The 12,981-nt window shown below is 68.7% G+C and carries 11 protein-coding genes; 5 read left to right on the top strand and 6 right to left on the bottom strand.

Annotated elements, in window-relative coordinates; genetic code table 11:
* Nucleotides 1-42: 42 nt before the first annotated feature.
* Genes ACEQZY_RS09920 through ACEQZY_RS09930 form a run of 3 tightly spaced genes read right to left on the bottom strand, consistent with a single transcriptional unit; the run spans nucleotide 43 to nucleotide 3,026 of the window.
* Nucleotides 43-1,329, bottom strand: coding sequence for an HlyC/CorC family transporter (locus ACEQZY_RS09920; protein WP_370153946.1), 1,287 nt, complete (start codon nucleotides 1,327-1,329; stop codon nucleotides 43-45).
* 12 nt (nucleotides 1,330-1,341) lie between these two features.
* A complete protein-coding gene (aroB, locus tag ACEQZY_RS09925; protein WP_341704170.1) occupies nucleotides 1,342-2,463 on the bottom strand; it encodes a 3-dehydroquinate synthase in 1,122 nt (373 codons plus the stop codon).
* Nucleotides 2,464-2,477: 14 nt separating this feature from the next.
* Nucleotides 2,478-3,026 carry a shikimate kinase gene (locus ACEQZY_RS09930; protein ID WP_370153948.1) on the bottom strand — a complete coding sequence of 183 codons (549 nt, stop codon included), beginning with the start codon at nucleotides 3,024-3,026 and terminating at the stop codon, nucleotides 2,478-2,480.
* A 253-nt stretch (nucleotides 3,027-3,279) separates the two neighbouring features.
* On the opposite strand from ACEQZY_RS09930, the gene ACEQZY_RS09935 reads away from it, so the two are divergent.
* The 4 genes from ACEQZY_RS09935 to ACEQZY_RS09950 all read left to right on the top strand — a co-directional run bounded on the left by ACEQZY_RS09935 (nucleotide 3,280) and on the right by ACEQZY_RS09950 (nucleotide 7,311).
* Nucleotides 3,280-3,411 carry a hypothetical protein gene (locus ACEQZY_RS09935; RefSeq protein WP_370153950.1) on the top strand — a complete coding sequence of 44 codons (132 nt, stop codon included), beginning with the start codon at nucleotides 3,280-3,282 and terminating at the stop codon, nucleotides 3,409-3,411.
* A 3-nt stretch (nucleotides 3,412-3,414) separates the two neighbouring features.
* The gene (locus ACEQZY_RS09940) at nucleotides 3,415-5,289 is read left to right on the top strand and encodes a hypothetical protein (RefSeq protein WP_370153951.1); all 1,875 of its coding nucleotides are present in this window, start codon (nucleotides 3,415-3,417) and stop codon (nucleotides 5,287-5,289) included.
* Between the two features lie 9 nt (nucleotides 5,290-5,298).
* Nucleotides 5,299-6,234 carry a site-specific tyrosine recombinase XerD gene (locus ACEQZY_RS09945; protein ID WP_341704542.1) on the top strand — a complete coding sequence of 312 codons (936 nt, stop codon included), beginning with the start codon at nucleotides 5,299-5,301 and terminating at the stop codon, nucleotides 6,232-6,234.
* A 99-nt stretch (nucleotides 6,235-6,333) separates the two neighbouring features.
* Nucleotides 6,334-7,311: a CoA ester lyase gene (locus tag ACEQZY_RS09950; protein WP_341704543.1), complete on the top strand. Its 978-nt coding sequence runs from the start codon at nucleotides 6,334-6,336 to the stop codon at nucleotides 7,309-7,311.
* A gap of 15 nt (nucleotides 7,312-7,326) precedes the next feature.
* On the opposite strand, the gene ACEQZY_RS09955 is transcribed toward ACEQZY_RS09950, so the two are convergent.
* Genes ACEQZY_RS09955 through ACEQZY_RS09965 form a run of 3 tightly spaced genes read right to left on the bottom strand, consistent with a single transcriptional unit; the run spans nucleotide 7,327 to nucleotide 11,515 of the window.
* Nucleotides 7,327-9,303 (bottom strand): polysaccharide biosynthesis protein, encoded by a 1,977-nt coding sequence (locus tag ACEQZY_RS09955; RefSeq protein WP_370153954.1) that lies wholly within the window; start codon nucleotides 9,301-9,303, stop codon nucleotides 7,327-7,329.
* A 35-nt stretch (nucleotides 9,304-9,338) separates the two neighbouring features.
* Nucleotides 9,339-10,361 (bottom strand): glycosyltransferase family 4 protein, encoded by a 1,023-nt coding sequence (locus tag ACEQZY_RS09960; RefSeq protein WP_370153956.1) that lies wholly within the window; start codon nucleotides 10,359-10,361, stop codon nucleotides 9,339-9,341.
* Nucleotides 10,358-11,515, bottom strand: a complete 1,158-nt coding sequence (locus ACEQZY_RS09965) for a glycosyltransferase family 4 protein (protein WP_341704546.1) — start codon at nucleotides 11,513-11,515, stop codon at nucleotides 10,358-10,360. Before ACEQZY_RS09965 ends, ACEQZY_RS09960 begins: the two co-directional genes overlap by 4 nt.
* 129 nt (nucleotides 11,516-11,644) lie before the next feature.
* Between ACEQZY_RS09965 and ACEQZY_RS09970 the strand changes: the two genes are divergently transcribed.
* The gene (locus ACEQZY_RS09970; protein WP_341704547.1) at nucleotides 11,645-12,934 is read left to right on the top strand and encodes a nucleotide sugar dehydrogenase; all 1,290 of its coding nucleotides are present in this window, start codon (nucleotides 11,645-11,647) and stop codon (nucleotides 12,932-12,934) included.
* The last annotated feature ends 47 nt before the right edge of the window (nucleotides 12,935-12,981 follow it).

Here is a 12,981-nt window from a genome sequence, read left to right on the forward strand (position 1 = left end):
ATGGCCCCGGAACAGGAGGACGGGAATGGGCGGGACGCCGCGTCAGCCCTGCGCAGGGCTGCCGGCGGCGATCGGGATAACTTTCAGCAGGGTGATCTGATGCCGGTGCCGGCGCAGAATCTCGAAGCGGAATCCGTGAAAAACGAAAACCTGCCCGGGCTCGGGGATCATCTGGGCTTCGTGCAGCACCAGACCGGCGATGGTGGTGGCGTCGTCGTCAGGCAGCCGCCAGTCGAACTGCCGGTTCAGATCGCGGATCGTCGCCATGCCATCCACCACCAGCGCACCGTCGGGCTGGCGGCGGTACAGCCGGCTGGCCGGATCATGCTCGTCACGGATGTCGCCGACGATCTCCTCAAGAATATCTTCCAGCGTCACCAGCCCCATGATGGCGCCGTATTCGTCGACCACCAGGGCAAAATGGGCCCGCCGCTGGCGGAAGGCGTTGAGCTGGCCACGCAGGGTGGTGGTTTCCGGCACGAACCAGGGTGGCGAAACCAGCCGCGGCAGATCGAGCCGGGACACGTCGAACCGCACGGCCGACAGCGCGCGCAGCAGGTCCTTGGCATGCAGCACGCCGATCACGTTTTCCGGCTCGCCCCGCCAGACCGGAATGCGGGTATGCGGGCTGGCCAGAACCTGCCGTACGATTTCCTGCGGCGGCAGGTCGGCATCCAGCATCACCATGTTGCGCCGATGCACCATGATATCGCCAACCGGCACCTCTTCGAGATCTAGAATCGAGCCGAGCATGTCACGCTCGTGCTTGACCATGGTGCCTTCCTCGGCATGCAGCTGCAGCGTTGACCGCATCTCCTCGCTGGCACTGAGCAGCACCTCGCGCACGATGTGCACGCCAAACAGCCGCAGCACGTTGCTGCCGACCCAGTGCACCGCATGCAGCATCGGCGCCATTACCCGCACCAGCACCGCGATCACCGGCGCCACCGCCAGTGCCACCCGCTCCGGCTTGTTGATCGCATAAGTCTTTGGCATCACCTCGCCGAAGATCAGCACCAGCAGCGTCATGGCAATGGTCGCATAGACGACGCCGGCATTGCCGAACAGCGCGATCAGCAGGTTGGTGGCCAGCGCCGATGCCAGGATGTTGACGGCGTTGTTGCCCAGCAGGATCGAACTGATCAGCAGGTCGCGGATTTCCAGCAGGCGCAGCACGGTATCGGCACGGCTCTTGCCCTGCCCGGCCAGATGGTGGATGCGCGGCGGCGAGGCTGCCGTCAGGCCGGTCTCGGAAGCCGAGAAGAAGGCCGACAGCACCAGCAGCAGCAGGATCGCTGCGCCATAGCCGATGATTTCGGTTTCGCTCATGGGGCCGGGCGCTCAGGCCGCCGCGGCCAGCTGTTCGCCCAGCAGGGCGGCCACGGCGGCCGGCGGCACGTCGTCGCGCTGCATGGCCTGGCCGATTGCCGCGGCCAGAATGAAAACCAGACGGCCGTCGCGCACCTTCTTGTCCTGCTGCATATGGGCAACCAGATGTTCGGCCGTGAAACCGCCGGCACCGTCGACATCGGCCAGCCGCGCCGGCAGGCCGGCGGCCGCCAGATGCCGCTCGATGCGTGGCGCCAGTGCCGCATCGCACAGGCCGAGCTGAGCCGACAGCCGGAATGCCAGCGCCATGCCGACGGCAACCCCTTCGCCATGCAGCAGGCGCTGGGAATAGCCGGTCTCGGCCTCCAGCGCATGGCCGAAAGTATGGCCGAGATTGAGCAGGGCACGTTCCCCCTGTTCACGCTCGTCGGCCGCCACCACACGCGCCTTGTGGGCACAGGCATGCGCCACGGCTTCGGTGCGCAGCGCCCGGTCGCCCACCAGCAGCTTCGCGCCGTTTTCTTCCAGCCAGCCGAAGAAGGGGGCATCGCCGATCAGGCCGTATTTCACCACCTCGGCATAGCCGGCGCGCAATTCGCGCGGCGGCAGGGTGTCGAGCAGATCGACATCGGCCAGCACCAGCCGGGGCTGGTGAAAAGCGCCGATCAGATTCTTGCCCTGGCGGCTGTTGATCGCGGTCTTGCCGCCGACCGAGCTGTCGACCTGGGCCAGCAGACTGGTCGGAATCTGGATGAAATCCATCCCCCGGCGCAGAACGCTGGCGGCAAAACCGACCAGGTCGCCGATCACGCCGCCGCCCAGCGCAATGACGTGATCACGGCGTTCGACCTTGAGCGCCAGCAGCGCCTCGCAAAGCCGCTCGAAACCGGCATAGCTCTTCTGGCTTTCGCCGGGAGGCAGGATCACCGTCTCGCAGCCGACATTCTGCAATGCCAGTGCCCGCTTCAGCGTATCGAGATGCCGCGCCGCGACATTCTCGTCGGTCACCACGACGGCAAAGCGCCGGTGCAGCAGCGGCGCGACATGCTCGCCGGCCCGTGCCAGCAGACCGCCGCCGACCCGGATATCATAGGCGCGGTCGCCCAGGGCCACTTTCACAATGCGGTCCGTCATTGCCGCGTCCTGCCTCAGCTCTGCTGGTTGGCCGCAAGGCCGTTATAGGCGGCCGGCAATACGGCCAGAATCTGGTCGACCACGCTGTCATGCGGGCCGTCGGCACTGATCACCGTGTAATCGGCCTCGGCATAGACCGGATAGCGCTGCTCCATCAGGCCGGCCAGCGTGCCGCGGATATCGCCGTTGTTCAGCAGCGGCCGGTGCGTACGGCGGGCACAGCGTTTGACCAGCACGTCAAGATCGGCCTTCAGCCAGATCGACACGCCCTTTTCGCGGATACGCGTGCGGGTTTCCGCATTCATGAAGGCGCCGCCGCCGGTGGCCAGCACGATGCCGGGTTTTTCCAGCAGGCGGGCGATCACCTTGCGCTCGCCGTCGCGGAACGCCGCCTCACCATGGGCGGTAAAGATCTCCGGGATGCTGGCACCGGCCGCCTTTTCGATCTCGGCATCGGCATCGACGAAGCCGAAACCAAGCCGCGCCGCCAGCCGGCGGCCGACCGAACTCTTCCCCGCCCCCATCAGTCCGACCAGCACCAGGCTGCGCAGATCCGCCGGCATCGGCCCGGCACCCGACACGGAGTCCGCCCCCACAGCGCCGTCGGCGGGTCCGGCCGCAGGGCGCCCGGCGGGGCTGGCGGTACTGGTCTCAATGGCCGTCACACTATACTCCGTGAATGGCCGGCCGCATTGCCTGGGCCGCGCCACGCCGGTACAATAAAGCAATCGCGTCACATTTCCAGCACGCGGGGTCTGCCGGCCAGGCGCCGGCCGGGTCCCGCCCAGAGTCCGGAGCCGATGCCGCATGGCCCGCATGTCCGTTTTTTTCCTGCTGTTTCTCGTTATCGTGGTGGGTGGCGGTGCCGCTTTCCTCGCCACCTGGGACATCCCCGCCCCCCGCGCCAAGGTGGAGAAGGTGATTCCCGCCGACCGGCTCGGGAAGTAGCGCATGCTCCGGGCATCCAGGCCGGGCCGGCACATTGCATACTGGCAGGTCCTGCTGGCAGCAGGCCTTGCGGCAGGCAGCCTCGCCGCCGCGCCGGCCTGCGCCCAGCCGATTCGGCTGATTCCCCCGCCAGCTGCCCCCGCCGAAACCGCCCCGGCCGATCCGGCCCCCGTCCCGCTGCCGCCGCCCCAGCTTTCCCCGCCCGGCGGCCAGATCGGCACGCCGCCAGCCGCCATCCAGAATGCACCGGACCAGCCTGCCACCGCGCCGGCAGAGACGTCCGACTTCGTGGTCCGGCCGCTGCAGGCGCCCGATCCATCGGCAGCCGGCCTGCTGGACGACACCAATGGCGGCCTTGGCGTGACCATGTGGCGCGGAAGCGACCGGATACAGGCCGTGCGCGCCATCGGCGTACTGCCTGGCAGCGTGCGCTCCGTCGCCCTGCACGGCCTGCAGCGGCGCCTGCTGCTGACCACTGCCGAGGTCCCCGGCGGCAATCCCGGCACCCCCAGCCTGCTCGGCCTGCGCGTCACCCAGCTCTACCGGATCGGCGACATCGCCGCCGCACAGACCCTTGCCGTGCCAAAGCCGGCCGGCCTGAAAGACCCGGTCTTCCTGCAGCTTCCGGCCGAGGCGGCGCTGCTGAAGGATGACACCGCCCAGGCCTGCGGCATGAGCGAGCAGGGCCTGCGCGAGGATGGCTCGGCCTTCTGGCAGAAACTGAACGTGCTCTGCCGCTATCAGGCCAGGGATGTCGCCGGCGGCGACCTGGCGCTCAGCCTGTGGCGCGATGGCGGTGGCGACGACCCCGCCTTCAATGCACTGGCCGCCGCCCTGCGCGGCGATGCGAAGGTGAAGATCGAGACACTGGGCGGCGGCAGTGCCCTGCATTTCGCCATGCTGCGCGCGGCCGGACGGCCGCTGCCGAAGGATACGCTTGACGTTGCGCCGCCGGCCTTGCTGGCGGCCCTCGCCGGCTACGACAAGGCCGAGGCTGAATTACGGCTGGAAGCCGCAGAACAGGCGGCCGCCTATGGCGCATTGCCGGCCGCCGCCCTGGGCGAAGCCTATGCGGGGCTGGCGATCCCCGAAGCCGCACGCGCCGCCATGGCCGGCGGCAAAAGCAGGGAGACCGGCGCGCGCGCCGCTGCCTATCTGTACCAGTCCGTGCAGTCTGCCGCCGATCCCGCGACCCGCATCGACCTGCTGCAGCGGGCCTGGGATCTCGCGCAGACCCGCAATCTGGCACTGCCGACCGCCGCCCTGTACAGGCCGCAGCTGGCGGCACTGGCCCCGGCAGAAAATGCGGCCGCCGCCGCACCGGCGATCATCCGCATGGCGCTGGCTGCCGGCGAGACCGAAACCGCCCGGCGCTGGGGCGCCATGCTGATGCTGATGCCGCCGGAACGCGATCGGGCCGGCGATCTGGCGGCCGCCGCCTGGCCGCTGCTGCTGCTGGCTGGCGACGACAATGGCGAATGGCGCGACAGCCGTTTCGATGCCTGGCTGGCCACGCTGGATGCCCTGCCGCCTGCCGAACGCAATGCCCGGGCCGCCCTGCTGCTGGTGCTGGCCGAAGGTGCCGGCGTCGCCGTGCCTGCCGAACGCTGGGATGGCCTGCTGACCGCGGCGGCGGAGAAATCCGCCACCGGCCAGCCGCAGGCTTCGCTGGCGGTGTGGCGCAACCTGCTGCGCAGTGTCTCCGCCAATGCCCGCGCCGAAAGTCTGGCGCTGGCGCTGGCTTTGCTCGGGCCCGACGGCACCGCACAGGCCGATGGCCAGTCCCTGGCCACCGCGCTTGGCGCCCTGCGCAGCGTCGGCCTGACCGCCGAGGCCCGCCAGGTGGCGCTGGAAGCCGCGCTGCTGCGCGGGTTCTGACCGGCCGCCATGGCGCGGGCCGCCAGCACCGGCAGGCATATCGAAAGCTTCATCGAGATGCTGAGTGCCGAGCGCGGCCTGGCGCAGAATTCGCTGCTGGCCTACCGCACGGATCTGGCCGATTTCGCCGGCCACCTGACCGCCCGCGGCGAAGCGCCCGAACGCGTCGGCATCGACAGCCTGCGCGCCTATGTGCAGGGCCTTGCCGATGCCGGGATGAAACCGGCCACGGCCGCGCGCCGCATCTCGGCACTGCGCCAGTTCTTCCGCTTCCTTGCCCAGGATGGAATCCGCACCGACGATCCCTCGGCACTGCTCGATGCTCCCAGGCGCGCCCGGCCGCTGCCGAAACTGCTGAGCGAGGCGGAGGTTGATGCCCTGCTGACCGCCGCGCGCGGCAGCCGTGACGACCCGGCCGAAGCCGCACGGCTGACCGCCCTGCTGGAAATCCTCTATGCCACCGGCCTGCGGGTCAGCGAGTTGGTCGGCCTGCGCTGGCCGCCGCATGGCGACGATGCCCGCTTCCTGGTGGTCCGCGGCAAGGGCGGCAGGGAACGGCTGGTGCCCCTGAGCGAACCGGCGCGGCTGGCCATCGCCGACTATGCCGGCTGGCGCGCCGCCTTCATCACCGGCAAGGCCTCGCCCTGGCTGTTTCCCTCCCGCGGCGACAGCGGCCACCTGACCCGCCAGCGTTTCGGCCAGCTGCTGAAGGACCTCGCCCTTGCCGCCGGGATCAGCCCGGCAAAAGTCTCGCCCCATGTGCTGCGGCATGCCTTTGCCAGCCACCTGCTGGCCCATGGCGCCGACCTGCGCGCGGTGCAGAAGATGCTCGGCCATGCCGATATCAGCACCACCCAGATCTACACCCATGTGCTGGAGGCGCGGAAACAGGCGCTGGTGCGCCAGCATCACCCCCTGGCGCAGGACCCGCTGGCAAGAGACTGAAGGCGCTCGGGTAATTTCCTTACCCTTACGGAGCCCTTGCCAATCCCTTTCGGTCCAGTTAGCAGATGCAGCATAGATCGACAGGGAGAGACAGGCGCCATGAGCTTCAAGACGATCACCCCCGCCCCGGCCCGGCTGAACCGCTGCGAGCTGGCGGTGCCCGGCAGCAGCGTGAAGCTGTTCGAGAAGGCCGCAAAAAGCGCGGCCGACGTGATCTTCCTCGATCTCGAAGATGCCGTCGCCCCCGACGACAAACCGCAGGCGCGCAGGAACATCGTGCAGGCCCTGCATGATGTCGACTGGGGCCGCAAGACCATGTCGGTGCGCATCAACGGCCTCGACACCCATTACATGTATCGCGACGTGGTCGAGGTGGTGGAGGGCGCCGGCGACAAGCTCGATCTCGTCATGGTACCGAAGGTGGGTACCGCGGCCGACATCTATGCCGTCGACATGCTGCTGACCCAGATCGAGGCCGCGAAAGGCTTCAAGAAGCGCATCGGCATCGAGGCGATCATCGAGACCGCGCTGGGCATGCAGAACATCCACGAGATCGCCGCCGCCTCGCCGCGGCTGGAAAGCCTGCATTTTGGCGTCGCCGACTATGCCGCCTCCACCCGCGCCCGCACCACGTCGATCGGCGGTCCCAACCCGCTCTACGGCGTGCTGACCGACAAGGACGGCGACAGGCCGCGCGAGTATTTCTGGGGCGACATGTGGCATTACGCCATTTCGCGCATGGTGGTGGCCGCCCGCGCCAACGGCCTGCGGCCGATCGACGGCCCGTTCGGCGATTTCTCCGACAACGAAGGCTATACCGCCCAGGCCAACCGCGCCGCGATCCTCGGCTGCGAAGGGAAATGGGCCATCCATCCGGCGCAGATTCCGCTGGCCAACGAGGTCTACACCCCGCCGGAGGCGGAAGTGACCAAGGCAAAGCGAATTCTGGAAGCGATGAAAGAGGCGCAGGCCAAGGGCCAGGGCGCCGTGGCGCTGGATGGCAAGCTGATCGACATCGCCTCGATCCGCCAGGCCGAGGGAATCGTGAAGCAGGCCGAGCTGATCGCCGCCGGCTGAGGCAGCGGCGCGGCGTTACGCCGCGCTGCTGGCCGGAGAGGCAGTCTCCGGCGCCGCCATGCCGGCGCCAGCCTGCTGGTCCTGGCCGTTCGGGGCATGGGCGAATTCGGGGACCAGCGCGCGGATCTGCGCCAGCACCTGATCGGTGTCACGCCGCCGCGCCGCGGCAGCCAGCGCCTCCAGCGCCGCATCGAGTTCGACACGGCCGATCACCCGCGGCGCCGCCAGCAGCACGCCATCCTGCGCCGTCGGCACCAGCGTCTCGTCGCGATGCAGCACTTCCTCGTAGAGCTTCTCGCCGGGGCGCAGGCCGGTGTAGCGGATCATCACATCCTTGTCGGGCTGCAGGCCGGCCAGCCGGATCATCTGCCGGGCGAGATCCTGGATGCGGATCGGCTCGCCCATGTCGAGCACGAAAATCTTGCCCTCGGCATGCAATGTGCCGGCCGGCAGGGCCGCGGCCTGCAGGATCAATTCGACCGCCTCGCGCGTGGTCATGAAAAAGCGGGTGACATCCGGATGGGTCACGGTCAGCGGGCCGCCCTTGGCCAGCTGGCGCTGGAACAGCGGCACCACCGAACCGGAAGACCCCAGCACGTTGCCGAAGCGGACGGTGACGAACTGGGTGCGGCCGGTACCGGCATCCTCGATGTCGCGGCTCTGGCAGACCATCTCGGCCAGCCGCTTGGTCGCGCCCATCACGTTGGTCGGGTTCACCGCCTTGTCGGTGGAGATCATCACCATGATGGCAATGCCGTGCCGGCGGCAGGCATCGGCCATCACCTGGGTGCCGATCACGTTGGTCATCACCCCTTCTTCGATATTGGCCTCAACCAGCGGCACATGCTTGTAGGCGGCTGCATGCAGGACGATCTCAGGGCGGTGCTGCCGGAAAACGTCGTCGACCGCCTGTGCGTTGCGGACATCGCCGAGCATCGCGGCGCGCGGCAGCTCGGCGAAACGCTCGGCCATTTCCATGTCGATCTGGTACAGCGCATGCTCGCTCTGCTCCAGCAGCACCAGCTGCGCCGGACCCAGCGCCGCCACCTGGCGCGCCAGTTCTGACCCGATGGTGCCGCCAGCACCGCTGACCAGTACACGGCGGCCGCCGATCAGGGCGGCGATCGCCGCGCGGTCGAGCACCCGCTGTGGCCGCCCGAGCAGGTCTTCCACATCCACCGGGCGCAGCTGCTGCGACACGCCTCCTTCGGGCCGGAATTCGGTCAGGCGCGGCAGCCGGGCCACCGGCAGGCCGATATGGGCCGCCGCCTCGACCAGATGGCGGATGGCACTGCCGCTGAGGCGATCATCGGCGACAACCAGGCGGCGGGGCCGGTCCGCCGACGGCAGGTCGCGCACCACGGCGTCGAGCTCGGCGATGCCGCCCAGCACCCGGATCCCGCGCAGGTCGCGGCCGAGCCGGGCCTCTTTTTCGTCGACGATGCCGACCACGCGATAGCCGGCCTTGCGGTTGCGCTCCATCTCGCGGATGAACACCTCGGCCGCCGAGCCGGAACCGGCCAGCAGCACCGGCACGCGCGCTGAATCGGTGCGGGCGAAACTGTCGAGCAGCGAGCCGTCCTTCCAGCTGCGATACAGCATGCGCGGCCCCGCCAGCAGCGCCACCAGCAGCAGGAACTGCAGCACCAGCGCACTGCGCGGAACGCTTTCAAGACGGGTCAGCAAGAATAACAGCAGGGTGAAGATCAGGATCGACAGGATCGCCCCGCGCACCACCGCGATCATGTCGCGCAGGGAAGCGAAATGCCAGATGCCGCGATACAGGCCGGCATAGCGGAAGACCACGGCCGCAATGGCGGCAAAGGCAAGCGTTGCTTCCGGCATATGCTGCGCCGCCCAGGCCTGGTCAGCCAGCCAGTAGCGCAGCCAGACCGCCAGCGGCAGCGACGCGGCCGCCATCACCACATCATGCAGGGCAACCAGCAGGATGCGGCTGTTCAGGCGAAGGCCGAATGGAAATCTGGCTGCCAAAGGACGTGTCTATCTGCGGCTGTTGTCGTCGGCGGTCATACTACCGGCTTTGCCGGCCCGGCGAAATGCTTACAGAGCAGCAGGGCCAGGACCAGGGCGGCGGCAACCGCCAGCACCGCCGCCGCCGGGGACAGGGTCGAAGCCAGCGCCAGGCCGATCAGCGCCACATTGAGCAGTGCGATCCGCCCGGCCACGGCGGCATGGCTGCCCAGCCGGTCGGCACCGCGCTGGTAGAAGTGGCTGCGATGGGCCTGCCAGACCTTCTCGCGCCGCAGCAGGCGGCGCAGCAGGGTCAGCGTCGCGTCCACCCAGTAATACATGGGCAGGATCAGGGCTGCCGCCCACTGGCCGGCAGAAACGAGGGTCAGCAGCAGCAGCCCCAGCATGAATCCCGCCGGCACGCTGCCGACATCACCGAGAAAGACCCTCGCGCGGCCCCAGTTCCATGGCAGGAACCCCAGGGCCGCCGCCGCCAGCACCAGCGCCTGGACCTGACCGGCCGGGTCCTCCCCCTGCCAGAGGCCGAGCAGGGCGGCGCCAAGGCCGATGGACACCATCTCCACGCCACTGATGCCGTTGATGCCGTCCATGAAGTTGAACAGGTTGATGAACCATATCCATGCGAAGAACAGCACGACGCGCTCGATCCATACCGGCACCAGTCCGGTGGTCATGCTGCCATTGGCGGGGAAAAGCGCCAGCACGACGCCGACCACCAACACCTGCATACCCAGCCGCAGCATTACCGGCAGGCCGCCATGGCGGTCGTCCAGCCATGAAATCACCGCCAGCGCCACCATGCCGAGCACGGCCAGCGGATAACCGGTATCCGGCTGCAGGACCAGCCAGACCACATTGCCGAACAGGATGCCGGCGACCAGGGCAATGCCGCCGCCCCGCGGTGTGGCCCGGACATGGCTGGACCGGGCATTGGGGATATCCATCACCGCACGGCGCGTCAGCCACGCGATCAGCGGCGGCAGCAGCAGCAGAACGACCAGACCGCTGGCCGCGGCCGTGGCAACCGGAGCGAACCAGTCCTGCGGCGCCATGGTCATGGCCCGCGCTCCGCGGCCGGCAGCAGCCTGTCATAGGCCGCCAGACTGTCGGCAACGAAGCGCCCGACCGAGAACTCGGTCTCGGCGATGGCGCGACCGCGCGCAGCCTGAGCCCGGCGCAGTTCGGAATCTTCGACCAGGCGCCGGATCGCCGCCGCCGTGGCCGCCGTATCGGCCACCGGCACCAGCAGACCGTTTTCCTCGTGCCGCACCACCTCGCGGCAGCCCGGCGCATCGGTGGTGACGATGGCGCGGCCCACTGCCGCCGCCTCGATCAGGCCGCGCGGCAAGCCCTCGCGATAGGACGGCAGCACGATGACATGTGCCCGCGCCAGCATCGCCGGCATGTCTTCAGCATAGCCCCAGTATTCGACGCAGCCCTCGGCCAGCCACTCCTGCAGCCGCGCCGGCCCGATATCGGTGGGGTTGTCGGGGTCGTGGCGGCCGACCAGCACGAAGCGTGCCGCCACATCCTGCGCTTTCAGCTGCCGGGCCGCACCGACGAATTCGCTGATGCCCTTGTCGCCCAGCAGCCGGGCCGGAAACATCACCACCGGCGGATGCCCGGCATCGGCCAGAGGCTCCGCCTGTTCGGCAAAAACCTGCATGTCGACGCCGCAGCCGCGGATCATCACCCAGCCATCGGACTGCACCAGCCGGTGCGCCTGGAATACGCCGAGGTCATCGGGATTCTGGAAGATCGCCGTGCTGTTGCGGTGGCCGAGCGCAAAACGGTACAGCGGCAGCAGCAGGCGGCGGACCAGTGCCGCCCTGCCGCCTGTGCGGATGAACAGGAAACCCAGCCCGGTGATCGCGTGCACGACAGCCGGCATGCCGGCCAGCCGCGCGGCCAGCCCCCCCCAGATCACCGGCTTGATCGAGACCAGATGCACGATATCGGGCCGCAGGCGGCGCTGCAGGGCAAACAGGGCGGCCAGCAGACGCAGCTCGGCCAGCGGGTTAAGGCCGCCGCGGGTCAGCGGGATCGGGTGAAACCGGAACCCCTCGGCCTCCAGCCGGGCGGCGACGGCCGGATCGGCCGGGCCGGCCACATGCACCTCCCAGCCGCGATCGCGCATCGCCCGCCCCACCGGCAGCCGGTGGGTGGTGAAAAACAGCGCCTCCTGGACGACAATCAGCAGCCGGCGGGTCATCCCGGGGCTCTATCGCGCATGCCCGGCCGGGTCAAGGCGCCCGCGGCAGCCCGGCCCGCGGCTCCGGTTGACAAGGGGGGGGGCGGCAGGATACCCCGGACGTCCTTTGCAGTCTGTGGCAGATCTCCCGTGACCACTCCCCCCCTTCCCCACCGGATCGCCGTCATCGGCCTTGGCTATGTCGGCCTGCCGCTGGCCGTGACGCTGGCCCGCAGCTTTCCGGTTCTCGGCTTCGATATCGACCAGGGCCGGGTCGGAGAACTGCGCCGTGGCGAGGACCGGACCCGCGAAGTCGCCCCGGAAGCCCTGCGCGACAGCCGTCTGGCAGTCAGTGCCGATCCCGCCGACCTGCCGGGCCATGCCATCTATATCGTCACCGTGCCGACCCCGGTGGACGCCATGAACGCCCCCGATCTCGGCCCGGTGCGCAGCGCTGCACGCACGGTCGGCCGCGCCCTGAAAGGCGCCGTCGGCAGCGGCGCCATCGTCGTCTTTGAAAGCACGGTCTATCCCGGTGTTACCGAGGACATTTGCGGCCCGATCATTGCGGAAGAATCCGGCCTGGTCTGCGGGCGCGACTTTTTCCTCGGCTATTCGCCGGAACGCATCAACCCCGGTGACAAAGTGCACACTGTCGACCGGATCGCCAAGGTTGTGGCAGGTCAGACCCCGGAGGTCGCGGCAAAACTCGCCGACATCTACGGCACCGTAACCTCGGGCGGCATTCACCTGGCTCCGGACATCAAGACTGCCGAAGCCGCCAAGGTGATCGAAAACGCCCAGCGCGACATCAACATCGCCTTCATCAACGAAATTGCCATGATCTTCGGCAAACTCGGCATCTCCACCCATGACGTGCTGGAGGCCGCAGGGACCAAGTGGAATTTCCTGAAATTCCAGCCCGGACTGGTCGGCGGCCACTGCATTGGCGTCGATCCCTATTACCTGGCATACCGCGCAGAAGAACTCGGCCTCCAGGCCCGCATCATCCTGTCGGGCCGCGCCATCAACGACGGCATGAGCCGCCATATCGCCGAGGCCGTATCCAGCCGCCTGCCGGCGGCAGGGCGGGTGCTGGTTCTGGGCCTGACCTTCAAGGAAGACGTGCCCGACCTGCGCAACTCCAAGGTCGCCGACCTGATCGCCCATCTGACCGGGCTGGGCCACGAAGTGGCCGTGCATGACCCGCTGGCCGATCCGGACGAGGCGCAGCACGAGTATGGCCTGATGCTCAGCCCGCGCCTCGACGCGCTGTCCGGCTTCGACGCGGTGGTTGCCGCGGTGCCGCACCGGGCCTATCGCGACCTCCCCGGCCAAGGCCTTGCCGCCCTGCTGAAGCCCGGCGGCCTGATTGCCGATATCAAGGGGCTGTGGCGCAGCCGGCCGCTGCCAGAGGGCCTGCGCTACTGGACCCTCTAGCCATCCGCCACTGGACAAGCGGGGGCCGCCACCCGAGATAAGCGGCA

The sequence above is a fragment of the Ferrovibrio sp. genome (genome assembly GCF_964218355.1).
Taxonomy (GTDB): Bacteria; Pseudomonadota; Alphaproteobacteria; order Ferrovibrionales; family Ferrovibrionaceae; genus Ferrovibrio.

Excerpts from the sequence above, each read along its gene's own strand:
- ACEQZY_RS09920 (WP_370153946.1), bottom strand. The coding sequence starts at position 1,329 with ATGAGCGAAACCGAAATCATCGGCTATGGCGCAGCGATCCTGCTGCTG.
- aroB (WP_341704170.1), bottom strand. The coding sequence starts at position 2,463 with ATGACGGACCGCATTGTGAAAGTGGCCCTGGGCGACCGCGCCTATGAT.
- ACEQZY_RS09930 (WP_370153948.1), bottom strand. The coding sequence starts at position 3,026 with ATGCCGGCGGATCTGCGCAGCCTGGTGCTGGTCGGACTGATGGGGGCG.
- ACEQZY_RS09935 (WP_370153950.1), top strand. The coding sequence starts at position 3,280 with ATGTCCGTTTTTTTCCTGCTGTTTCTCGTTATCGTGGTGGGTGGCGGT.
- ACEQZY_RS09940 (WP_370153951.1), top strand. The coding sequence starts at position 3,415 with ATGCTCCGGGCATCCAGGCCGGGCCGGCACATTGCATACTGGCAGGTC.
- ACEQZY_RS09945 (WP_341704542.1), top strand. The coding sequence starts at position 5,299 with ATGGCGCGGGCCGCCAGCACCGGCAGGCATATCGAAAGCTTCATCGAG.
- ACEQZY_RS09950 (WP_341704543.1), top strand. The coding sequence starts at position 6,334 with ATGAGCTTCAAGACGATCACCCCCGCCCCGGCCCGGCTGAACCGCTGC.
- ACEQZY_RS09960 (WP_370153956.1), bottom strand. The coding sequence starts at position 10,361 with ATGACCATGGCGCCGCAGGACTGGTTCGCTCCGGTTGCCACGGCCGCG.
- ACEQZY_RS09965 (WP_341704546.1), bottom strand. The coding sequence starts at position 11,515 with ATGACCCGCCGGCTGCTGATTGTCGTCCAGGAGGCGCTGTTTTTCACC.